The organism is Desulfopila inferna (assembly GCF_016919005.1).
GTDB lineage: Bacteria > Desulfobacterota > Desulfobulbia > Desulfobulbales > Desulfocapsaceae > Desulfopila_A > Desulfopila_A inferna.
The window spans coordinates 1-22,259 of record NZ_JAFFQE010000012.1 but is presented as its reverse complement, the minus strand read 5'-3'; the positions used below and the strand labels follow the sequence as shown (position 1 = coordinate 22,259).

21 protein-coding genes are annotated in these 22,259 nt (G+C 49.8%); 13 read left to right on the top strand and 8 right to left on the bottom strand.

Annotation, left to right across the window (positions count from 1 at the left end; genetic code table 11):
• Positions 1–282 precede the first annotated feature (282 nt).
• Complete coding sequence (gene nifA, locus JWG88_RS20645; protein ID WP_205235704.1) at positions 283–1,884, bottom strand: nif-specific transcriptional activator NifA; 1,602 nt, start codon at positions 1,882–1,884, stop codon at positions 283–285.
• Positions 1,881–2,048 carry a hypothetical protein gene (locus JWG88_RS20640; RefSeq protein ID WP_205235703.1) on the bottom strand — a complete coding sequence of 56 codons (168 nt, stop codon included), beginning with the start codon at positions 2,046–2,048 and terminating at the stop codon, positions 1,881–1,883. The genes nifA and JWG88_RS20640 overlap by 4 nt, the downstream gene beginning before the upstream one ends.
• Positions 2,049–2,329: 281 nt before the next feature.
• Here JWG88_RS20640 and nifH point away from each other — a divergent pair, with 281 nt between their 5' ends.
• The 9 genes from nifH (at position 2,330) to JWG88_RS20595 (ending at position 11,668) form a co-directional block, all read left to right on the top strand.
• Positions 2,330–3,157 (top strand): nitrogenase iron protein, encoded by an 828-nt coding sequence (nifH, locus tag JWG88_RS20635; protein WP_205235702.1) that lies wholly within the window; start codon positions 2,330–2,332, stop codon positions 3,155–3,157.
• A gap of 31 nt (positions 3,158–3,188) precedes the next feature.
• Positions 3,189–3,542 (top strand): P-II family nitrogen regulator, encoded by a 354-nt coding sequence (locus JWG88_RS20630; RefSeq protein WP_205235701.1) that lies wholly within the window; start codon positions 3,189–3,191, stop codon positions 3,540–3,542.
• A complete protein-coding gene (locus tag JWG88_RS20625) occupies positions 3,539–3,913 on the top strand; it encodes a P-II family nitrogen regulator (protein ID WP_205235700.1) in 375 nt (124 codons plus the stop codon). The genes JWG88_RS20630 and JWG88_RS20625 overlap by 4 nt, the downstream gene beginning before the upstream one ends.
• An 18-nt stretch (positions 3,914–3,931) precedes the next feature.
• Complete coding sequence (nifD, locus tag JWG88_RS20620) at positions 3,932–5,569, top strand: nitrogenase molybdenum-iron protein alpha chain (protein ID WP_205235699.1); 1,638 nt, start codon at positions 3,932–3,934, stop codon at positions 5,567–5,569.
• Positions 5,570–5,622: 53 nt separating this feature from the next.
• Entirely contained in the window at positions 5,623–6,996 is a 1,374-nt protein-coding gene (gene nifK / locus JWG88_RS20615) for a nitrogenase molybdenum-iron protein subunit beta (RefSeq protein WP_205235698.1), read from the top strand.
• Positions 6,997–7,051: 55 nt separating this feature from the next.
• On the top strand, positions 7,052–8,209 hold the full coding sequence (locus JWG88_RS20610; protein WP_205235697.1) for a NifB/NifX family molybdenum-iron cluster-binding protein: 1,158 nt from the start codon (positions 7,052–7,054) through the stop codon (positions 8,207–8,209).
• A 99-nt stretch (positions 8,210–8,308) separates the two neighbouring features.
• Positions 8,309–8,611, top strand: a complete 303-nt coding sequence (locus tag JWG88_RS20605) for a (2Fe-2S) ferredoxin domain-containing protein (RefSeq protein WP_205235696.1) — start codon at positions 8,309–8,311, stop codon at positions 8,609–8,611.
• A gap of 4 nt (positions 8,612–8,615) precedes the next feature.
• Positions 8,616–9,074, top strand: a complete 459-nt coding sequence (locus tag JWG88_RS20600) for a GNAT family N-acetyltransferase (protein ID WP_205235695.1) — start codon at positions 8,616–8,618, stop codon at positions 9,072–9,074.
• A 320-nt stretch (positions 9,075–9,394) separates the two neighbouring features.
• Positions 9,395–11,668 (top strand): GspE/PulE family protein, encoded by a 2,274-nt coding sequence (locus tag JWG88_RS20595; RefSeq protein WP_205235694.1) that lies wholly within the window; start codon positions 9,395–9,397, stop codon positions 11,666–11,668.
• 215 nt (positions 11,669–11,883) lie between these two features.
• Here JWG88_RS20595 and JWG88_RS20590 read toward each other — a convergent pair whose 3' ends face one another.
• On the bottom strand, positions 11,884–12,390 hold the full coding sequence (locus tag JWG88_RS20590; RefSeq protein ID WP_205235693.1) for a hypothetical protein: 507 nt from the start codon (positions 12,388–12,390) through the stop codon (positions 11,884–11,886).
• 329 nt (positions 12,391–12,719) lie between these two features.
• Entirely contained in the window at positions 12,720–14,036 is a 1,317-nt protein-coding gene (locus JWG88_RS20585; RefSeq protein ID WP_205235692.1) for a DUF2254 domain-containing protein, read from the bottom strand.
• A 1,044-nt stretch (positions 14,037–15,080) separates the two neighbouring features.
• Here JWG88_RS20585 and JWG88_RS20580 point away from each other — a divergent pair.
• Positions 15,081–15,278, top strand: coding sequence for a CsbD family protein (locus JWG88_RS20580; RefSeq protein WP_205235691.1), 198 nt, complete (start codon positions 15,081–15,083; stop codon positions 15,276–15,278).
• Between the two features lie 370 nt (positions 15,279–15,648).
• Here JWG88_RS20580 and JWG88_RS20575 read toward each other — a convergent pair whose 3' ends face one another.
• Positions 15,649–15,876 carry a hypothetical protein gene (locus JWG88_RS20575; protein WP_205235690.1) on the bottom strand — a complete coding sequence of 76 codons (228 nt, stop codon included), beginning with the start codon at positions 15,874–15,876 and terminating at the stop codon, positions 15,649–15,651.
• Between the two features lie 440 nt (positions 15,877–16,316).
• Here JWG88_RS20575 and nifE point away from each other — a divergent pair, with 440 nt between their 5' ends.
• From nifE to JWG88_RS20560, 3 genes are all read left to right on the top strand, one after another.
• Positions 16,317–17,672, top strand: coding sequence for a nitrogenase iron-molybdenum cofactor biosynthesis protein NifE (gene nifE, locus JWG88_RS20570; RefSeq protein WP_205235689.1), 1,356 nt, complete (start codon positions 16,317–16,319; stop codon positions 17,670–17,672).
• Positions 17,672–19,015 (top strand): nitrogenase component 1, encoded by a 1,344-nt coding sequence (locus tag JWG88_RS20565; protein ID WP_205235688.1) that lies wholly within the window; start codon positions 17,672–17,674, stop codon positions 19,013–19,015. The genes nifE and JWG88_RS20565 overlap by 1 nt, the downstream gene beginning before the upstream one ends.
• 65 nt (positions 19,016–19,080) lie before the next feature.
• Entirely contained in the window at positions 19,081–20,355 is a 1,275-nt protein-coding gene (locus JWG88_RS20560) for a radical SAM protein (RefSeq protein WP_205235687.1), read from the top strand.
• 58 nt (positions 20,356–20,413) lie between these two features.
• Here the strand turns inward: JWG88_RS20560 and JWG88_RS20555 are convergent, their stop codons facing one another.
• The 3 genes from JWG88_RS20555 to JWG88_RS20545 form a co-directional block, all read right to left on the bottom strand.
• Positions 20,414–20,599, bottom strand: coding sequence for an ankyrin (locus tag JWG88_RS20555; protein WP_205235686.1), 186 nt, complete (start codon positions 20,597–20,599; stop codon positions 20,414–20,416).
• 168 nt (positions 20,600–20,767) lie between these two features.
• Entirely contained in the window at positions 20,768–21,256 is a 489-nt protein-coding gene (locus tag JWG88_RS20550; RefSeq protein ID WP_205235685.1) for an RHS repeat domain-containing protein, read from the bottom strand.
• A 459-nt stretch (positions 21,257–21,715) separates the two neighbouring features.
• Positions 21,716–22,259, bottom strand: a 544-nt coding sequence (locus JWG88_RS20545; protein WP_205235684.1) for an RHS repeat-associated core domain-containing protein, incomplete at its 5' end; no start/stop codon positions are given.

Below are 22,259 nucleotides of genomic sequence, written 5' to 3'. Positions count from 1 at the left end.
ATTTTTCAAACACTTGAATATCTCACTGGCGTTGTGCTCATTTTACCCAAAAGGTATTTCGATACATATTTGTAGTTTGTTTTTTCGATATATGACATTTTTGAAATATTTTACACAACGCCCCCTCTACCCACTCCCGAAACCGCAATCTTTTTACTCAGATATATAATTGATTGTACGAGGAATTATAACCAAAACAAGCTGACGCCCCCAACAGCCAGGCAAGACAAAGAGAGATCACCGACACGCTGCCACAAGGGCACCACCGCCCCGGCATAAATCTTAACGAAAGGAGCCATATCGACTCAGGCCGTATTTTTTGATACGATAGCCCATCTGCCGCTGAGTCAGCCCGAGTTCCCGGGCGGCCCTGGCCTGGACCCAGCCGTTGCGCATCAAAGCAGATTCAATCTCCTCGCGCTCAATCTGCGAAAGGGATCTGCCCGAGGACGACTCCACCCGCTCAACATTTCCCAAGAAAGGCACATTTCCCTCGACAGCGACCTTGCGCCTCCCGCCGTGCCGGATATTAGGGGGCAGATCCTTAAGGGTAACGCGCTCCCCCTCAGCCAGGATCACCATACGTTCGACCAGATTCTGCATCTCGCGCACATTGCCGGGCCAACTGTAGCTCATCAGAAAATCAAGGAGTTCAGATGTCATCTTCACATCCTTGCCGTTTCTCTGATTGCTCTTCAGCAGGAAGTGATTGAACAACAGGGGAATGTCATCCTTTCGCTGTCGCAGCGGCGGCAACAGGATTGGCACAACATTGAGACGGTAATACAAATCCGCCCGAAACTTCCCACGAGCAACGGCATCCTCAAGACTGACATTTGTGGCGGCAACCACACGCACGTCAACCTTGAAAGTCCTGGTCCCCCCTAAGCGCTCAAACTGCCTCTCCTGAAGGACGCGCAAAATCTTAGCCTGCAGAGAGAGCGGCATCTCTCCTATTTCATCAAGGAAAATCGAGCCGCTGTCCGCCAGCTCAAACCTTCCCGGCCTGGTGGCATGAGCTCCGGTAAAGGCACCCTTCTCATGACCGAAAAGCTCGCTCTCAAGCAGCGTCTCCGGCAATGCGGCACAGTTAATTTTAATAAAAGCCCGGCTTTTCCTCTCACTGCTCTCATGGATCGCCCGGGCTACAAGCTCCTTACCCGTTCCTGACTCTCCGAGCAGCAGGGCGGTGGCGTCGCTTTTCGATATCTTATCGATAATACCGAAAACCTCCTGCATGGGCTTTGAGTGGCCGATGATAAAATGTCCGTCATGAATACGGTGTATTTTCGCCTTGAGCGACCTGTTCTCCTCCACAAGCCTTGCCTCTTTTTTTCCAATCTCCCTGTGCAGGGTAATAAATTGAGCCATCAAAGTAGCAAGAACCGTTAGAAAACGAATATCTTCTTCAAAAGACACATCATCTCCAAACAGACGATCGACCGTCAGAACACCGGCAGGACCGCCGCTCACCATTACCGGGACCCCAAGGAAAGAAACCTTGTCGCGCGATACCGCGTTTCTCGCCCCGGTTCTGTTGAGAAAAAGCGGCTCGCTCTTAATATCCGGCACCACAAAAGGCGAACGGGTCCTGAAAATCTGCCCGATCACACCTTCATCAGGCTTATAGACTCCCCGTACCTCTTCAGCCTCCGAAAGGCCGCACGATGCAGTAATGACAAGGCTTCCTCTAACCGTGTCGTAGAGCAACAACGTGGCTCTCTGCATTTTCAGCGTTTCGTTGACAACCTCAAGAATACTTTCCAGAGTCATCTCCAGATCAGCCGCATTGCCGATAAGTTCCGTTATTCTATGAAGGGCCAGCAACTCCAATCCCTGCGTTTCCGTTCCGGCCCGTACCCCCCTGAAGTCGACAGAATTCATCTTTCCTCCTCAAGCGCATCAGCACTTTTTAATATGTATCGTGACAACACATTAGCAATCCCTGTACCACCAGTATATATAGCTGTTTTATATGATTTTATTCCCATACACCCCGGCATAGACACTGATATTTTCGCATTTATTTTACATTTTTGTGTCATCATACAATCACTCTATTACCTAAATAATAAAATGTTCAATGGGTACGTTTTTGTATGATTTTTACAAAATGGATTCCACTGTCGCTTCGTCCTGCAACCATCTCCGGCTCTATGACGACGGCCATATCTTTGTGTTTTCGTGATTATTGCAAACAGCACATAACTGGCACATCCCTTGCTCAACACACCTCAAACGACACCTGCCAAGCCTTCCTCTGTCGTACTTCAACAACAGAGGTATTTGTCATCCTGCCTTGGCAAGGAATCACTACAAGGAGAAAACCATGAGAAAGGTCGCTATCTACGGCAAAGGCGGTATCGGAAAATCCACAACCACACAGAATACTGTGGCTGGTCTTGCGGAAATGGGCAGAAAGGTAATGGTGGTGGGCTGTGATCCGAAAGCGGACTCAACCCGCCTGCTTCTCGGAGGTCTGGCACAAAAATCCGTTCTCGACACCTTGCGGGAAGAAGGTGAAGATGTCGAACTCGACAATATCAGAAAAGCCGGCTTCGGCGGTTCGTGGGCTGTCGAGTCCGGGGGACCGGAGCCGGGAGTCGGCTGCGCCGGCCGCGGCATCATAACCTCAATCAACATGCTTGAATCTTTGGGCGCCTATGATGAAAGCGAAGGGCTCGATTATGCCTTCTACGATGTTTTAGGCGATGTGGTCTGCGGTGGATTCGCCATGCCGATCAGGGACGGCAAGGCCGAGGAGATCTACATAGTCTGTTCGGGTGAAATGATGGCGATGTATGCAGCCAACAATATCTGCAAAGGTATTATGAAATATGCCCAATCCGGCGGAGTACGGCTCGGCGGACTTATCTGCAACTCAAGGAATGTAGATAACGAAAAGGAAATGATCGAAGAGCTGGCTAAAAAAATCGGCACTCAGATGATCTATTTTGTTCCCCGTGACAATGATGTCCAGCGTGCTGAAATCAACCGGAAGACCGTGATCGAGTGGAAGCCCGACGCCGCTCAGGCCGAAGAGTACCGCGGACTGGCCAAAGCCATTGACGGAAACACCACATTCGTCATACCTAAGCCCCTGGAGATCGAGGAGCTTGAGCAGCTTCTTCTCGATTTTGGACTTCTGGCCGCATAATTACCACTTACCCTATTAGGAGATAAGCCCAATGATGATCATGATCAGAGCCATTGTACGACCGGAAAAAGCCGACAACGTCCTGGCCGCTCTCATGGATGCCGGTTTCCCGGCCGTAACCAAATATTCTGTCACCGGCCGCGGCAAACAGCGCGGTATTAAAATCGGAGAAGTCACCTATGACGAAATACCCAAAACCATGCTGATGAGCGTCATCAAAAAAAGCGACAGGGATTTTGCCATCGACACTATCATGGATGCGGCCCGTTCCGGAAAGAAGGGAGCTTTCGGTGACGGCAAAATATTTGTCACCGATGTGGAGGATGTCTACACGATCAGCTCCGGAATCAAGGAAGATAAGGCAACAGCGGAGGAAACGGCATGAAAGAAGTCATCGCGATCGTCCGCATGAACAAGATGAACGAAACCAAAGCGGCCCTGACCGAAGCCGGCATAGATGCATTTTTCGCCCACGAAGCCCAGAGTCGAGGGCTTGGCTTTGTCAACCGCAAGCTGGTCAAGGGGGCCGAAGAAGGCTTTGAAGAAGCTGCGGCTCTCCTTGGTGAAAAAGGCAAACTGTACCCAAAGCGCATGTTGACGGTGGTCGTCGATGACGCCGAGGTAAAAGAAGTGATAGAAGCCATAATCGGCTCTAACCGCACCGGCAAGCCAGGCGACGGCAAAATTTTCGTTCTTCCGGTTGGCAACGCTGTTCGCGTAAGGACCGGCGAAACGGGATCAGCATCCATAGGTTAACAGAAGGGGTTGTATATTATGGGAAAAGCACACAAACTGGTGCAGTGGGATCCGCACAACGTCAAGGAAAAACTACTGGAGAAATATCCTCCTAAAGTTGCCCGCAAACGCGCCAAACAGATAATGATCAACGAGGCACTGGAAAACACCACTCCGGAGATTGTTGCCAATGTCCGCACTATCCCCGGCATAATCACCATGCGCGGCTGCACTTACGCCGGCTGCAAAGGTGTTATTATGGGACCGACTAGTGATATCGTCAATCTGGCCCACGGCCCGATCGGCTGCGGTTTCTATGCCTGGCTGACCAGAAGGAATCAGACCGATGCCAAAAACGACACCAATTCCAACTACATCACATACTGCATGTCCACCGACATGCATGACTCAGATATTATTTTCGGAGGAGAGAAAAAACTGGCAGCGGCTATCCAGGAGGCCTATGACATTTTTCATCCTAAAGCTATTGCAGTTTTTGCAACCTGCCCTGTGGGTCTTATCGGCGACGACATTCATGCCGTTGCCAGGAACATGAAGGAGAAATTCGGCGACTGCAATGTTTTTGCTTTCAGCTGCGAAGGCTACAAGGGCGTGTCACAGTCGGCTGGCCACCATATTGCCAACAATCAAGTATTTACGCATGTAGTTGGCAGCAGCACCACAGAGAAAAACCAAAAATTCAAAATAAACCTGCTCGGCGAATACAATATCGGCGGCGATGGCTTCGAGATCGACCGTATTCTTGAAAAATGCGGCATTACCAACATTTCGACATTTTCCGGAAACGCCACCTATGACAAATTTGCCTCGGCCAATCAGGCCGATCTCAGCTGTGTCATGTGCCATCGCTCCATCAATTATGTCGCTGACATGCTGGAGACGAAATACGGCATTCCCTGGATCAAAATTAATTTTGTAGGTGCTGAAGCTACGGCCAAATCACTTCGCAAAATCGCCACCTATTTCAATGACCAGGAACTTATCGATAGAGTCGAAGCCGTTATCGCAGAGGAAATGGTCGCGGTTAGCGAAGTTCAAAAGGAGGTTTATCCGAGAACCGTCGATAAAACAGCCATGCTCTTTGTGGGCGGCTCCCGCGCCCATCATTACCAGGAGCTCTTCAAGGAACTGGGAATGAAAACCATTTCGGCCGGATATGAGTTCGGTCACCGCGACGATTACGAGGGACGTGATGTCATCCCTTTCCTGAAAACCGACGCCGACAGCCGCAATATCGAGGAAATACACGTCGAGCCGGATCCGGAGCTTTTTCAGCCGCGAAAGACCGCAGAAGAGCTGGCGGCCCTGAAAAAGGCCGGTGTCGAATTTAAATCCTACGACGGTCTCAATCCGGTGATGGATAACGGCACCATCGTAGTCGACGACCTTAACCAGTACGAGGCCGAGAAACTGGTACAGCTCATGAAGCCTGATCTCTTCTGCGCCGGCATCAAGGAGAAATTCTCCATCCAGAAACTCGGCGTGCCAATGAAGCAGCTGCACAGCTACGACTCGGGCGGCCCCTATGCCGGTTTTGCGGGGGCAACCAATTTCTACAGGGAAATCGACAGGCTGGTCAACAGCAAGGTCTGGAATTATCTGAAAGCACCCTGGCAGGAAAAGCCGGAGCTCTCAGCCACCTATGTCTGGGAATAATTCCAGTAATTTATCATGATGGAAACCATCCACTCCATCAGAAAGGAAAGAATATGTTACTACGACATACACCAACAGAAATCAAAGAGCGTAAAGCGCTGATGATAAACCCGGCAAAGACATGCCAACCCATCGGGGCCATGTACGCAGCTCTCGGAATCAAAGGCTGCCTGCCTCACAGCCACGGCTCACAGGGATGTTGCGCCTATCATCGCAGCACATTAACCCGCCACTACAAAGAACCGATATCGGCCGCAACCAGTTCCTTCACCGAAGGCGCCTCTGTTTTCGGAGGTCAGGCCAATCTCTTACAGGCCATCGAAAATATATTCACGGTCTACGAGCCTGAGGTAATCGCTGTTCACACCACCTGTCTTTCCGAGACTATCGGAGACGATCTGCCCCAGATTTTCAACAAGGCTGAAAAGGAGAACAAGATTCCCAAAGGCAAGACGGTCCTGGGTGCGCCGACACCGAGTTATGTAGGTTCCCATGTCACAGGCTTCTCCAATATGGTAAAAGCCATGGCCGTGTTGGCAGAACCCTCGGCTCGTAAAAACGGGAAAATCAACATCATTCCCGGATGGGTGGAACCTTCCGACATGGAAGAAATCAAACGGCTCTGCACACTTGTCGGCACCAGAATCAATATGTTTCCAGATACTTCAGGAGTTCTCGATACTCCTCTCACCGGCAAGTACTCCATGTTTCCAAAGGGAGGTGCATCTATTGCAGACATCAGGGACAGCGGCAGCGGTATCGGCACTTTGGCCCTGGGAGAATGGTGCTCCGCGGACGCGGCAAGGCTTCTCGACAGCAAATGCAAAGTGCCATGCTCGGTACTCGACATGCCCTTCGGTCTCAAGGCAACCGATCGATTTATCGACATCCTTAGAACAGTTGCCGGCACCTCGGTACCTGACGAGATCGCTGTGGAACGTGGCAAACTGGTCGATATGATCTCCGATATGCACCAGTATTTCTACGGCAAGAAGGTGGCACTGGCCGGAGATCCTGATCAGCTGATTTCGATGACGGAATTTCTGGTTTCCATCGACATGCACCCGGTCCATATCGTCAGTGGAACCTCGGGAAAGAAATTCGAAAAACGGATTAAAGAGATCACCGCGGAAATGGAATGCGAGGTTAACGTCAAGGCAGGCGGAGATTTGTTTTTGTTTCATCAGTGGATCAAAAACGAAGGAGTAGACCTCATCATAGGCAACAGTTATTGCAAATATATCGCCAGAGACGAGGATCTTCCCTTGGTGCGATGGGGTTTTCCCATACTTGACAGACAAGGTCATCAGCATTTTCCCACGGTTGGCTACAAAGGAGGGTTGCGCCTGCTGGAACAAATTCTGGGCGCCCTGCTCGACCGCAGGGATCGTGACGATCCAGAAGAAAGTTTTGAACTGGTTTTATAATTCATGAGGCGGCGGAACAACCGACCGCCTGCAGCTTAAGGGCAATGGTGACAAAATGACCAACACTGTTTTTTCAAAGCACTATCGTCCCTGCTTCCGGGAAGCACCGGCGACAGGCACTATCGTCCACCTTCCTGCCGCGCCGCAGCTCGTATTCCGCACCAGGTTTTCCGCCCCTCCACCGGCGAAGTGCAGCTGTCTTACCGCGGGAGAGGCGCTTACACTGCTGGAGAAGCGGATGGATGAGGAAAACGGTCAGGTGGCAATGGCGGCCATTACCGGTCCCGGCGATCCTCTGGCGACACCCGCCAACACACTGGAAATAATACGGCGGATCAAAGGCCGATACCCTCGACTACCGGTCGGACTGCTCACTCTGGGAATGGGCAGCAGCAGACTGGCAGGCGATCTTGCACATTCCGGAGTGGAATATGTTGAAATTAAAGTTGAGGGCGTGCGCTGTTCTGTCATTGAGAAACTTTTTGCCTGGATTCGACCCGGCTCAAAAACCCTCAAACTTGCAGATGCCGCTGATATGTTGCTCAAGGAGCAGCGTCATGGTGTTTCCGCTCTAAAATTCCACGGCATCTCAGTGACGATTCTGACTACGCTCTATCCGGGCTGCAACATTGACCATGTCTCCCTGGTCAGTGCCGAAATGATGGAGCTGGGAGCTGATGCCATATCCCTGGTTCCCTATTCCTCAGAGCCGCAAACAGAAGTGGATCTTGAAGACCCCTCTGCAGAGGAGATTGCCGGGGCAGTTCTTCGGGCAGGAGCTTGCCTCCCGGTTGTCCCTTCGCTTCTTTATCGAAAACCACAAGAATCGGCAACTTTCGAATGGCAAAGTTACCAAACTGTACAGTTTCCGACTGGCGAACAGCCGAATGTCGCAGTAGCCAGCTCCAACGGTATTGAGATAGATCTTCACCTGGGGCATGCCAAGCAATTTTTAATCTATGGACGCCGCGGCGACGGACTCGCCTGTCTTCTGGAAACACGCAATGCTTCCGAACCCGGCTCCGGTTCCGGTCGCTGGCGGCAGGCAGCCGAAATCCTCAAGGACTGCCGTATCCTTTTAACAGCCGGCATCGGCGAAAACCCACGCAGGATCCTGACCGAAAAGGGCCTGAAGGTAATTGTAACCGATGAGAATATTGAAGACATGGTGGATGCCATCTACGGCAGCGGCAAGAAGAACAAGGAGAAATGACAGCCCGTATTTGTCCCGACGTCATCGAGAGAATTCCATCCCGGAAAGATTCGGTAAACGATTTCACAAGTAATCAAAATTCAGGTAAGGAGAATAAAAATGGCAATACCGGAAAGACTGCTGCTTCTCTGTCAGAGCTTTAGAGCCAAGGGTGATCCAAGGGGCATCTGCCACAAGCAAACGGAAGGTTTTCTGCAGTACATCGAAGAAGAAATCCTTGATCGAGGTCTTGATATGCAAGTGATTGCCACCAGCTGTCTCAAACAATGCGAATCAGGTCCGATTATGGTCATTCAGCCGGACAACTGGTGGTTTAAGAACATTGACAGCGAAGAGGCTGTCGATATCGTCCTGAACGGCCTCGAAGACGGCAATCCGCCGAAAGATTACCTCATCGGCTGATACCATGGTTCTTTCTTTTCGACCCGCTGATCAGAAAGACATTCCTCAACTGGTCGCGCTGCTGCAACAGCTTTGTGCCATAGAAACGGATTTTCAGTTTTCTGCGGAGCGCCAGCAGCGCGGCCTGGACCTTTTGCTCAGCACAGATTCAGCCGTTATCATGGTGGCCTGCATAAACGACTGTATTGTGGGCATGGTCACCGGCCAGCTGGTTATTTCTACCGCAGAAGGAAACCCGAGCGCTCTCATCGAGGATCTCATCGTTACCACGGAAAACAGAGGCTGCGGTATCGGCGGACAACTGCTTAAAGAAATAGGTGGTTGGGCCGCCGGCTATGGCGCCTCTCGCCTGCAGCTCCTCGCTGATCGCGACAATCGCCGGGGGCTTGTTTTTTACGGCAGCGGCGGATGGCAACAGACCAGGCTTATCTGTTTACGGAAATATCACTCTAGCCTTACCTGATGCCATCGCGACAAGCACCCGTACGGGCATAAATTTCGACTTCGAGAAAGCCCGATCTCCCAACGTTACAGGTTTTTTTGACAAATCATCGATATACTATCTGTATAGTCGAAAGCCTGCCAAAAACACTGCGCATTGTATGTCGAACTTTTTATTCAGCCATTTAAGACATTTACCCGACTCCTCCGCTTCGTAAAACACCTTCCCGCCGACGGTACCATCTGGTATAGTAGCCGCTGATACTTTGATGCATGAGATCGGCTCCTTCAATCTCTACCAACTGGATCTTTCAACAACCCCCGCAGTCATGGATACCCGCAATGGCACAAATCACCCCCCTTCCCCGAAACGAGCGCACCTCGACGACATTTGACGATCATTTCAAGAAACTGGTCAACCAGATACATTCCGCATCCACTCCGAATGCCATCATGGTGGGATTGCGCAACAAAATTCTCAAAATTTACGATGTGGAGATGGCCACCATTTTTCTGGCGGACGCCAAAAAACACCAGCTGGTTTCCTGGGTACTGCTTACTGGGAGTTCCCTGACCAAGTTCAGAATAAATATTAACCGCTCCAGCATTGCCGGATTCGTTGCCGAAACCAAACAAAAACTCAATATATCCAACGTCTATGACAAAGACGAACTCACCAGGATTCATCCGACCCTGACCTTCGATACTTCATGGGACAAAAAGAGCGGCTGCCGAACCAGACAGGTCCTGCTCGCCCCCATTGTTTTCAAGAACAATGTCCTTGGGGTCATCCAGCTCATCAACAAACGCAACGGCGCTGAATTTGACACCGGGGATGAAAAACGTATCACGGAATTGTCCGAAACACTGGGTATCGCTTTATACAACCATTACAAATCCGGCAAAAAAGTGCCGATGCGGTACGAAGAACTTATCCGCCGGGACATCATCTCCGCCCAGGAAATGGAAAGGGCACTGGTTATCGCCACCCAACAGGAACTGGATGTCGAGACCGTCTTGATGGAAAATTTTATGGTTGCCAAGACCGAACTAGGCGAAACACTCGCCTTTGTCTATAAAACGAAATTCGTCGATCTCTCCCAGACCATCCATTCGGCCGGAAGTCTCCTCAAGGGTAAAGACATCGACATTTTCCGCAGAAATCTTCTTGTTCCGCTGCAGAAAAAAGATGACACGCTGTTTCTTGCCGCCAAAGATCCGGCAAATCAGAGCGAAATCCCTCTCCTGAAAGATATTTTCGAGGTTGAAAAGATTAATTTCGTGCTTTCCTTTGGCGATGATATCCGTGAATGCTTGTCAGCTTTTGCTCCGGAAGACGACGCCCGCCATTCAGATAATGACAGGGACGGACAGACGGACACAACGGAGGCTGAGGAAGAAATAGTTATCGAGGTAGACAGCCGGCCGGCGATCGAACTCGTCAACAAGATCATAGAAGAGGCCTACAACCTTGGTGCCTCTGATATTCATATCGAACCCTACGGCAACATTCAGGATGCGGAAGTACGTTTCAGGGTTGACGGCAACTGTATAGACACCCTGCGCATCCCGAAATCCAACGCGAAATCGATTATAGCGCGAATCAAGGTCATGGCGGATCTTAATATTTCGGAGCGGAGGAAACCGCAGGACGGCAAGATAAAATTCACCACCACGCAGGCGGAAAATATCGAACTCAGGGTGGCAACCGTCCCTACATCCGGCAACAACGAAGATGTCGTGCTGCGGATCCTGGCAGACAGCAAACCGCTGCCGCTTGAAGACATCATGCCTCCCAGGGCCCTGAAAAGACTTACTGCCACCATAACCAAACCACACGGTCTGTTTCTGGTTGTCGGTCCGACGGGTTCGGGCAAAACGACAACTCTGCACTCCGCTCTCAGTTATATCAATACCACGGAAAAGAAGATCTGGACGGCCGAAGATCCTGTTGAAATCACACAGCACCGCCTCAGGCAGGTTCAGGTCAGGCCTAACATCGGTTATACTTTTGCCGCGGCGATGCGTGCTTTTCTTCGGGCCGACCCCGATGTCATCATGATCGGTGAGATGCGTGATTTTGAAACAGCAAAAATGGGTATCGAAGCCTCACTTACCGGCCATCTGGTTTTCAGTACGCTGCACACCAATTCGGCGGCAGAAACCGTGGTCAGACTTATCGACATGGGCCTCGACCCCTTCAACTTTGCCGATTCTCTCCTGGGCATTTTAGCCCAGCGGCTGATTCGAACGCTCTGCGATGAATGCAAAGAGGCTTACAATCCAACCAGACAGGAGTATGACTATCTCGTCGACCATTACGGAGTTCTTTTCTATGATCATATCCAGCAGCACTATTCCCCTTCCCTGACGCTCTACCGGGCCAAGGGCTGCGAGGCTTGCAACAATCTAGGTTATAAAGGCAGAGCCGGCTTGTTTGAACTGCTTCTGGCCAACAAGACCATCAAGCAGCAGATCATTGAGAAGGCTTCCGCCGAAAAGATCAAGCAGGAGGCTATCAATGGCGGAATGACGGTTCTTCTTCAGGAGGGACTACATCTTGTTTTTTCTGGAAAAACAGATATCAAGCAGGTCATGGCAACCTGCATTGCTTAACTGTAATGATATTGTCAATATGCTAAATCCTGCGCTGGCCAGCGAATCATAATTGGACCAAGGACATACCTTCCCGGTGAAAGGGGATTTCGGGAAGAATGCTGAACCAGCCGCAGCGCCCTGTGTCTGCCGGCCAGCGGCATGGAAGACAACAGACCATTTCCCGCCAGAGACTGTAGCTGACAGGAATGGTCTGGAAGTACCGGCTACTGATTTCAGTCGTAGTAAATATCGATAGTTGTCTTGGACTCGGGCATGAGATCGCGTGTTCTGAATTCCGGTGCGATGACTACCCGCGGGGTGATCATGTCCTCCATTGGTTTGAACTCGCCTTCTTTTTTATAAAAAGTGGGAGTACCAAAAAATTCCCCGTAGCGATACTCCTCCAGGTTTTCCCGGTAAAATGCCACCACCTGTTCCACCGAATCAGGAGTTCCCAAGAAAATCCGTTTGGGCAGATTGATCTCTTTTCCGTCTTCATAGGACCGGTTGTTCATTTGGGTGAAAAGTATTTTTGCTCCTGGATAAGCCGGAAATCCTACATCCTCCTGATCAGGAATTTGACTCTTTTGGGCCGTTACGGCATTCAGGTATTGATCATGCCCTTCCTGCAACATTTCGCCGGGAATTCCCACCCGCGGGGCAAACGGTTCGGCCAGGGCAAAATCAGTTACCCCCGCGACGAACAAAAGGATTGCCGCTACAAACAATAATTGTTTCATTATCAGTTCCTTTTTCCAACACCCACAAGGAGGTATTAGTATTGTGGCTATAGAGGCCGATTCGCAGATTGATCTATATTCTTTTCCCGTTTCTCCAGCACCAACCAAACTCACCGCAATCTATCCTTTTTCAACCGTTCGCTCAAGTTTTTTTTGCCTATCAACATGCAATCTCACAACTTTCAATTCAAAAGCTGCCTTTTCGATCAGAGAAAAGTGTTCCGCGGGACCTGCATCGGAAAGAAATAATCAGAGGGCCTTTGATATGCATTCAACCAATACTCATCCGCCCCCAACCATCCCGTGATTGCGGCGGAGCTTGTTCAGTATCAGGAGCAACCGTTCAGAGATTTCAGAACCTCCCCGTATTTCTGCTGCACATCGGCCCTGTCATTTTCTTCGGGAAAACTTTCCCGGCCTACCCGCTGAATCATCACAGCCTGACGAAGTATGGCATCCTTATACTCCTGCTGCTCTAGATGCCTGCCAATGTTTCCCAGTACTTCAAGCAAACGGATGGTCACGGCAACATTTTTTTGTCCGTTCTGGCGGATCTGGTCAAAAGCTGCGTTAACCATGCCGGTGAAATCAACAGGCATGGTGACGAGTCGAAGTTTGTCTTCATTGTCGGTTATCAATGAAGATGGAAATTTCTTGGTGGAAACAAAGCAAATAGCCGACCCTATTCTGTCGATGCATGAAATCGCCGTAAAAGGATCGTTTATTCCCGGAGAGAGCGCGCGTATCGCCACCTCAACAAGCTGATGAATGGCATATTCCGGGTCCTGCTCCGGAGTCCTCACAGTACCGATAATAAAAGACCTTACTATTGGACCATGTTTTTCTTCAGATTTTTCCCGGCTTTTCACGGTAACAAGTACATCCCCCTTCACTACATATTTCCCTGCCCGTGAATGAAGAAAAAACAGATAATCATCGGCCTGAGCAATCTTCACCAGCCCACTATGGTCGATAGCCTGAAGATAGCCGTCTTTAGAGCTTGATATGTAAAACTCATGTCCATATCCATCGAGTCTAGAGCTGTCGAAGCCCCCAGCGTCCTGCTGGTCGTTGTCATCCTCAAATATTCTATTGATATGCTCTGTAAGTTCACTGGAAACGCCCGTTATCACATAATCCGCCTGAATGGAAATGGAAATGTGATGAATGAAAAAAACCAGTACACCCGCATTCGCGAGCATCAGGACAACTGCCATCGACACCGAAAGGCTCGGGACAAAGGGATTGCCATCCACGGCCTCAACCGATCTCAGCACAAGAAGACAATAAATAAACGTGGAGATGAAGGTGCCCAGAACAAACTGGTTTGACGTGTCTCGCATGAAATTTCTCAATAGGCGCGGGCCGAATTGAGAAGATGCCAGGGTAAGAGCGACAATGGTAATGGAAAAGGTTACACCGGTTACCGTTATTACCGAACCGGCAATAGTTGAAAGCAGAGACCTTGCGCCTTCGGGGCCGGCATTGTAGAGTAAACTTCCTGCAAAATTGGCCGACAGGGAGTAGTTTCCATCAATATAAAGAAGCAGAAAGGCGAGAATGATTGCAGACAAAACCATAAGCCCCGGCAAAAACCATAAACTTGCCCGCAGAGCCTGCCATAAATTGAATAATCTTGTTCTCATATCTGCTTTTTTTGTGTAAGCCTTGGGTTCGGATTATGCTTCAGCTCTTCGAAAATCCAGATTCGTGAAACACAAAAGTTCAGCTCTTGAAGATCGGGGTTGCCAGCGGAGCACTCAAATCTTTACTCGGCTCTTGTTACTTTTAAGATACTTTCCAATTTCTTGTCTAAAAAACAGACTCCAAGGGTAAGGGATTTTTACGAGTCTATCAATTAAGAGATGTTATCTGAAATTATTATACACCCAAAAGTGAGGTGATTGGAAGTACACTCGTGGGTTAACGGGAAATTCCCTTTGCAACTTAGCATGGATGTCTGCGTGGCTGCCCTGCCGCATCGACTGCGGAACTGATCCCACTGGCAATCTCTATGATGCTTCTGCTATCGGCAGGCGACAGGAATGACGGTGGCAGAACGACGACGCTCGAACCTTTTTGCTGCCGGTTTCTTCTCGGGAATGACATGCGGGAGGACGGGTTAGTCCTCACCTGCAGTATTGAAATCCCGCTCCACATTAATGATATATAAAGAATATCCTGGAGATCCTGGGGGAAACCAATCATCAGGAGTTCGATCCCATGCAGCTGTGTCCGGTGTACCCGGACGAGTATCCGATGCCGCCGCTCTTTCAACATATCTAATGGTATGCCGGCAGCGTTACGTCTTGCCTATTCTTCCCTTCTCCCATTCCGGTACTGTATTTTGAGCTGAATTCATATCCAGCATCGTTAACACTCTGTTCTCATTCTTCTCTGCGCTATCACTATCCCACAGAAACGAATCAATGTATCGTCAGGCTCATTGACAGCAGAAGGTCGCCGTTTGCCACACAACTGCATCTCAGACAGCAGGAACGCATTTTGCATTAATACCAGTACAGCAGTTGATCGGTGCCTCTGCCACACAAACAGAGTGAACGGCGACCCCAGCTTTCAATTAACGAGCCGAATACAAAAATATCTGCAAAATATCCATTGTCAGAGTTTTCGGTGCTCACCGGCACCAAGACTCATAACCATCAACAATGAACAAACGGAGTGAAACCATGAATAAAGACACTATGAAAGGCAAATGGAACCAGCTGAAAGGTGAGGCAAAAATCCAGTGGGGTAAGCTCACCGACGATGAACTCGATCAGATTGACGGCAATTACGATAAAATGGTCGGGAAACTGCAGGAGAAATATGGATACGAGAAGCAGAAAGCCCAGCAGGAGGCCGATCGATTTCTAGAGAGCCATTAACTGGCTGGATAAGCTGCTCAGCAGGTGAATGAGCCCTGATGAAAATCGGGGTTTTTGCCGCCCAACTGCTCAGTGGCTGCATCGAAGAGCTATTGGGTCCCTGCGCGGTTTAAAGTGCATTTGAACGCACTCAATCCCGAATTCTTCGTGAGGATTTTCAAGGTCTTCAAACTCATGTTCTGCTTTTTCCGAGCAGTTTAAAGCCCTCCCAATACTTGAGGGCTTGTTCCATCCCTACATCAATCCGGGACGACCTTGTGATTGTGTATCCTTTTTTTTCATAGAAACCCCGCGACGGCAGAGAGACGCTTAATTCGAGCAGTCATGCCCATACTCGGCAGCGTATGCATCCAGCCAGTTCATCACAAGATTACCGATATTCTTTACCTGAAGATTCGCCCTGACGAACCGGCGGTAATCTCCTTTCCGATCCTGTAGCAACGATTTCACTACCCCATTCCGCCACTATAACTACTCCCGACTCATTTCGACGGGAAATTGAATCGTCAGTATGATAATTCAGGAAAAATTCGATAGCTCGCGGAGGATAAACGACCACATAGGATGCGGCGATAGTATCCCGAATCAGCGCGCCCACGGCCGGCACCTCCTGGGTCTTGATTAATATGGAGATTCAATGCACCATTCATGGGAGTTCCGACCTTATCTGAAACGTTATCAGAAGAGAACCTTTGTTTTTTTCGGCATCCATTGACTTTTCTTTCAGATCTTCACTCTTAATCAAAAAATTGCCAGAGATTATTATTCTCAAGTTATAGTAAATCAACGATCATTTTCCATCGTTCATCTTTACCATAAAAATATTAAATACCTGACAGGATCGACCTCCAATCTACAAATTGGTTCCTGTTCTTCATTTTCGTAGCTTTTCCGACCAGTTTCCCTCAACAGCCTTCAGCACAGCAGCCCGCCTCGGACGTAAATATTTATGTTCACAAGTTTTATTGCGCATTACTTTTCTGGCACAGTGCTTGCTGAATATCTGCAGACCATCAAGCATTCAGACAAGGATAAGCCATGAAAGCAGCAGCAATTTTTGAAGAACGTCGTCACCAGATCCTCCGCAAGGGCGAGGATGCCTTCGGCATGGACTGCAACAAGGACAGCCTTGCCGGCGCCGTGAGCCAGAGAGCCTGCGTTTTTTGCGGCTCCCGTGTTGTCCTCTATCCCATTGCCGATGCTCTGCATCTGGTCCATGGTCCCATCGGCTGCGCAGTCTATACCTGGGATATTCGCGGAGCCCTCTCATCGGGCCCCGAGCTGTACAGGATGTCCTTCTCCACTGATCTGCAGGAGCTCGATGTCATTTTCGGCGGAGAGAAGAAACTTGCAAGAGCTCTTGACGAGCTTATCGAGAAGCACCGGCCCAAAGGCGTCTTCGTCTACTCAACCTGCATCGTCGGCCTGATAGGAGACGACATCGACGCTGTCTGTAAAAGGTCAACCATAAAAAAGGGCATTCCGGTGCTGCCGGTGCAATCCGAAGGCTTTAAAGGCAGCAAACGAGCAGGCTATGAAGCCGCATGCACGGCAATGGCCCAGTTGGTCGGCACCGGCGATACCGCCAATATCTCAAAATATTCCATCAATATTCTGGGAGATTTCAACCTCGCCGGAGAAATATGGCTGATCCGTGACTATTTTGAAAAAATCGGCATAGAGGTTGTCGCCAACATCACCGGAGACGGGCGCATCGCCGATATACAAAGATGCCACGGGGCCGCCCTGAACGTGGTGCAGTGCTCGGGAGCCACCATGGATCTCGCCACTTGGATGCAGGATAAGTACGGCATTCCCTCCATCAGGGTCTCTTATTTCGGAGTGGAGGACATGGCGGAAGCTCTCTATGGCGTGGCCGAGCATTTCAACAACCCGACTCTTCTGGAAAACGCCTCAAAGCTCATAAAATCAGAGATAGCTAAGCTCACCCCGGAGCTGGGACGCTACAAGGCAGCTCTCCAAGGGAAAAAAGCCGCCATCTATGTAGGCGGCGCCTTCAAAGCATTCTCCCTTGTCAAGGCATTCAGGCTCATCGGCATGGATGTCGTCCTCGTCGGTTCGCAGACAGGCACCGCCGAGGATTATATCGAGCTCGAACAGATCACCGATGCCGGAACCATCATCGTCGACGACGCCAATCCACTGGAACTCTCTCATTTCCTCAAGGAAAAAGAGGTAGATCTATTTGTCGGCGGCGTCAAGGAACGTCCTATTGCCTATAAACTCGGGGTCGCTTTCTGCGACCACAATCATGAACGCAAGGAGATGCTTGCCGGCTTTCAGGGCATGCTCAACTTTGCCTACGAGGTCTATTCATCGGTGATGAGTCCGGTCTGGAACTTTGTCCCCAGACGCTCACGGGAGGAAAAATAATGTCAGCGAACTATACGGCAACCACCAATGGTTGCAAACTCTGCCGGCCGCTGGGTGCAGCGGTGGCCTTTCGAGGCATAGAAGGATGCGTACCGTTCCTTCACGGCTCTCAGGGCTGTGCCACCTATATGCGCCGTTACATCATCAGTCACTTCAATGAACCCATCGACATCGCCTCCTCCGCATTGGCAGAAAAACATGCGGTTTTCGGTGGCGCAGCAAACCTCAAGCTGGGCCTGAGGAATGTCACCGAAAAATACCACCCGGCCCTGATAGGTGTCGCCACGACCTGCCTTACGGAGACCATCGGCGATGATGTCGCTCACATTCTCAAGGAATATTCTCAGGAATTCGGCGGTGAAAACTCACCCGAGTTAGCCCATGTCTCCACCCCCAGCTATTCGGGAACGCATATGGAAGGTTTTCATGGGGCCGTCAGTTCGGTGATTGAACAGCTCTGCCCGGTCGCACCCGGCAACGATACGGTCAATCTACTCTCGGGCTTCATCTCTCCGGCGGATATTCGCTATCTTAAAGAAATCTTTATCGATTACCAAATCGACTGCACCCTGCTCCCAGACTATTCTGATACCCTGGATGGGCCGGCACTCGATGACTATCCCCTGATTCCCAAAGGCGGTACATCCCTTGAGAGGATCAGGAATATGGGTGGCGCCAGAGCAACAATCGAACTGGGCGCCACCCTTCCCGACCATACTGCCGGAAAATTCCTACAGGAACGCCGCCACACGCCGCTCCTGCGCAGCGGACTACCCATCGGCATCCGCCAGACAGACATCTTTCTCGACCTGCTTAAAAAGATTAGCGGCAAGGATGTTCCGCAAAAATACCGATCATGCCGCGGCCGCCTGATCGATTCCATGGTAGACGGTCACAAATATATTTTCGGCAAACGTGCCGTCATTTACGGAGAGGAAGATCTGGTGGTCGGGCTGACCTCATTTCTTACAGAGATCGGCATTGAGCCGGTGCTCTGCGCCAGCGGCGGCAAAAGCGGCCGGTTCAGGAAGGCTGTTGCCGCTGTCGGGAATATCGGCGGAAAGATGCCCCTGGTGATGGAGGATGTCGATTTTCAGGATATTGAGGAAATGTCGGAATCACTTAATATAGACCTTCTTATCGGACATTCAAAAGGATATACCTTTTCCCGGAAAGAAAATATCCCCTTGATCAGGGTGGGATTTCCAATCCATGACAGGGTCGGCGGTCAACGCCTGCTCCACCTCGGCTATCACGGGGCTCAGCAGCTTTTCGATACCATAACCAATACCGTCATAGCCCATAAACAGGATTCTTCATCCGTAGGATATAGCTATATGTGATGGACTCGCGATTCCATGGTCCGTTCCGGCGACTTCAATGACTCTTTACGACAGGATTTGAAATTATGAGATTCCCTGAAAATGATTTCCACAAGCATCCCTGCTTCAATCCAGAAGCCAAGGGGAAATATGGCCGAGTTCATCTACCCGTTGCCCCGCAGTGCAATATCAAATGTAATTTCTGCGACCGAAAATATGACTGCGTCAATGAATCGCGGCCGGGAGTGACCAGTACCGTCCTTAATCCTGCACAAGCCGGCATTTACATCGACAAAGTTTTGGAAATTGAGCCGCGAATCACTGTTGCGGGCATCGCCGGGCCAGGCGATCCCTTCGCCAACGGCACCGAGACCATGGCAACCCTCAGACAGATCAAGCGCCAACATCCGGAGATCATCCTTTGCCTATCTTCCAACGGCCTGGCCATCGAACCATACATTGCCGAACTGGCCGAACTCAAGGTCTCACACGTCACAATTACCGTGTGTGCACTCGACCCTGAAATCGGCAAGAATATCTATTCATGGATACGGGTGGGTAAAATTATCTACCGGGGAAGAAAGGCTGCCGAGATACTTCTCAGCAGACAACTGAGTGCTATAGGGAAACTGAAACAGCACAATATTACGGTAAAAGTTAACTGTATCATCATACCGGGTATAAATGATCATCACGCTGAAGATGTCGCTAAAAAAATGCAGGCAATAGGGGTTGATCTGTTTAACTGCATGGCCATGTTTCCCAATGTCAACACCCCCTTTGCCGGAATCATACAGCCTGGCAGCAAAATGATGGAAGAGTTGCGCACAGCCTGTGAGAAATATCTTCCACAGATGCGCCACTGCACCCGCTGCAGAGCCGATGCCGTCGGCCTGCTGGATGCTGACAGGACCGAGGAATTCAGAAGCTGCCTGAACACCTGCTCAACTCTGCCGGGCATGCCCTCGAAACAGCGTCTGCATGTTGCGGTGGCAAGCAGAGAGGGCGTACTCGTCAACCTTCATTTGGGAGAGGCAAGGCACTTTTATATATGGGAAAAGACATCGACAGGCTTCAGACAGGTAGAGAAGCGAAAAGCACCACAACCGGGAGACGGACTGCAACGCTGGCATCGGCTTGCGGTAATTCTTGGAGACTGCAGAGCTGTTCTCTCCAGCGGCGCGGGGCAGACGCCCTGCGATGTCCTCACTAAATCCGGGATTAGAACTATCACGGCTGCGGGTTTAATCGAAGAAGGATTGCCGGCAGTATACGGCGATTATGAAACTAAGCAACTCAGAGGCAGGAAACACTCGTTCACCAAAAGCATCTGCAGCGGATCGGGAGGTGGGTGTCTATAAACAGGTAAGGGTGATTCCAAGGCCTCCATTTAGACAAACGGAGGCCTCGGAACTGCGGTCATTTCTCCTCGTCGACAACCTCAACACCCGTTCCCTTGCAGGTAGGACACTCCGTTTCGGGCGTACAGACTACACCATCTTCATTTTCGGTCCCCGGCCATTCCGGACTTGACTCACAAATACCATCAATAACCTTTTTTCCCTGGCATGTCGGACATGGGTGTGTTTTTTTCTTTTCGCTCATGAGAAGGACTCCTTACGAAATTTTCTTACATTACTGTACCCTGGAGATCGGCTGCTTTTTTTATCTCCGCATACTTCCTCTTACATAGCAAAATAAGCAGCTGTATAGCGATGTCAATAATGATTATCATTTACATCAAAATTTTTCCAGATTTCATAATTGAGTTTTTTAGCTTACCGTCTTCATCGGCCATGGACAGCTTGTTCCCCACACGGCCCGGCCCATGGAATCATATTCATAACTGGTTTTTTCGCCTTCCGGGTCGGTGAAGGTGATCAGTCGGTTAGCTTTGTCATAACTGTAGGAGAATACTCCGTTTTCAGGATCGATCATCTGGGTGCGGTTGCCAATCAGATCGTATTGATAATCCACCCGTCCCATGAATTTATCAATGGTGGTTATCAGCATACCGCGGGCATCATAATAGCGCTGCTCCCTGGTCAATTCATTGGTGATCAGGGTCTTTCTGCCGACATTGTCATAGGCATAGGATTTGAAAGTGGTGTCGCCGGCGGCTTCCTTGACCACGCGGTCGCGCCTGTCGTATGTATAGGCGATGGCGGTGCCGTTGGGCTGGTGTTTCTCCAGCAGCTTGCCCGTAGGGCTGTAGATGAAGGTGGTTGTGTTGCCCAATGCACGCAAGAAAATAAGAGTCAAGCAAAGACTCGACCCCTGTCCCGTGATTAATGCCTATTTCCAGTTTCTCAGACAGACTCCTAGCCTGACCTCCAATTCTTCGGCTCGTTTGCGTGAGTTGCATGAGTCGACAAAACGGCTAGAAGAAGAGAGGTTGTCGTGTGTCAACGTCTGGTTAGAAGAAGGAATTTGGGCAAAAGCTAAGCGCATCTTAAAATGCAGCTACTTATCACCTAGTGATTTCAAAATCTTTGCGTAGATCATAATTGCTATTGTAAGGGAAAAACAAACGAATAGAATTAGAATGATAAGCATAAATGATTTTGTCAAATTATTGGCAATAGAGCTTCCAGCAAAAAAAATAAAAGGAAGAAAACTAATTTGAGCTCCAATGCAGGCTGCAATAAAAGAAAGGCAGTGAGCAAACAGTCTTTTTAAGAATGGATGGTTCATTTTCACCTAAGAAACAAATGAGATATTTTATTCACAACTCTTTTGTAGCTCATCTTTTAAGTCATGAATACCATGTGAGATTTTAAAATAACCAACCGCAGCAACTGGTGTCATGGCAATCCCTACGCCTACTCCGACACTTGGACCGCCAGCAAAAAAACCAGCTATTGTTCCAGCCACTGCTATGCCAAATGTTTGGAGACCTTCAAGAACGCTAATAACAGCCAACCCTACCCGTCCCCAGTTGGTATCGCTATCAGACTGGCCTATATCACCAACAGTCGAACCATCTGGCATTTCATTTCCTTCAGGATCTCCCCCAGGTCCATTATCCCCTCCTGTATGCAACCCAAAGACATCCACGAAGTTAACCGGATTATTTTGGACATACGAGTATAAATTTACTCCACCAAAAATACCAATCGGATCAGGAGTAGTCCACACCCCCACCATAGCGTCATATTGCCGGAAATGAAAGTGATAGAGCTCGCTTTCGCTGTCAAAGCGCTTGCCGGTGAAGGTATAGGGGTTTTTATCCAAATCTCCCGCCAGCACCTCGCCGAAGACATCA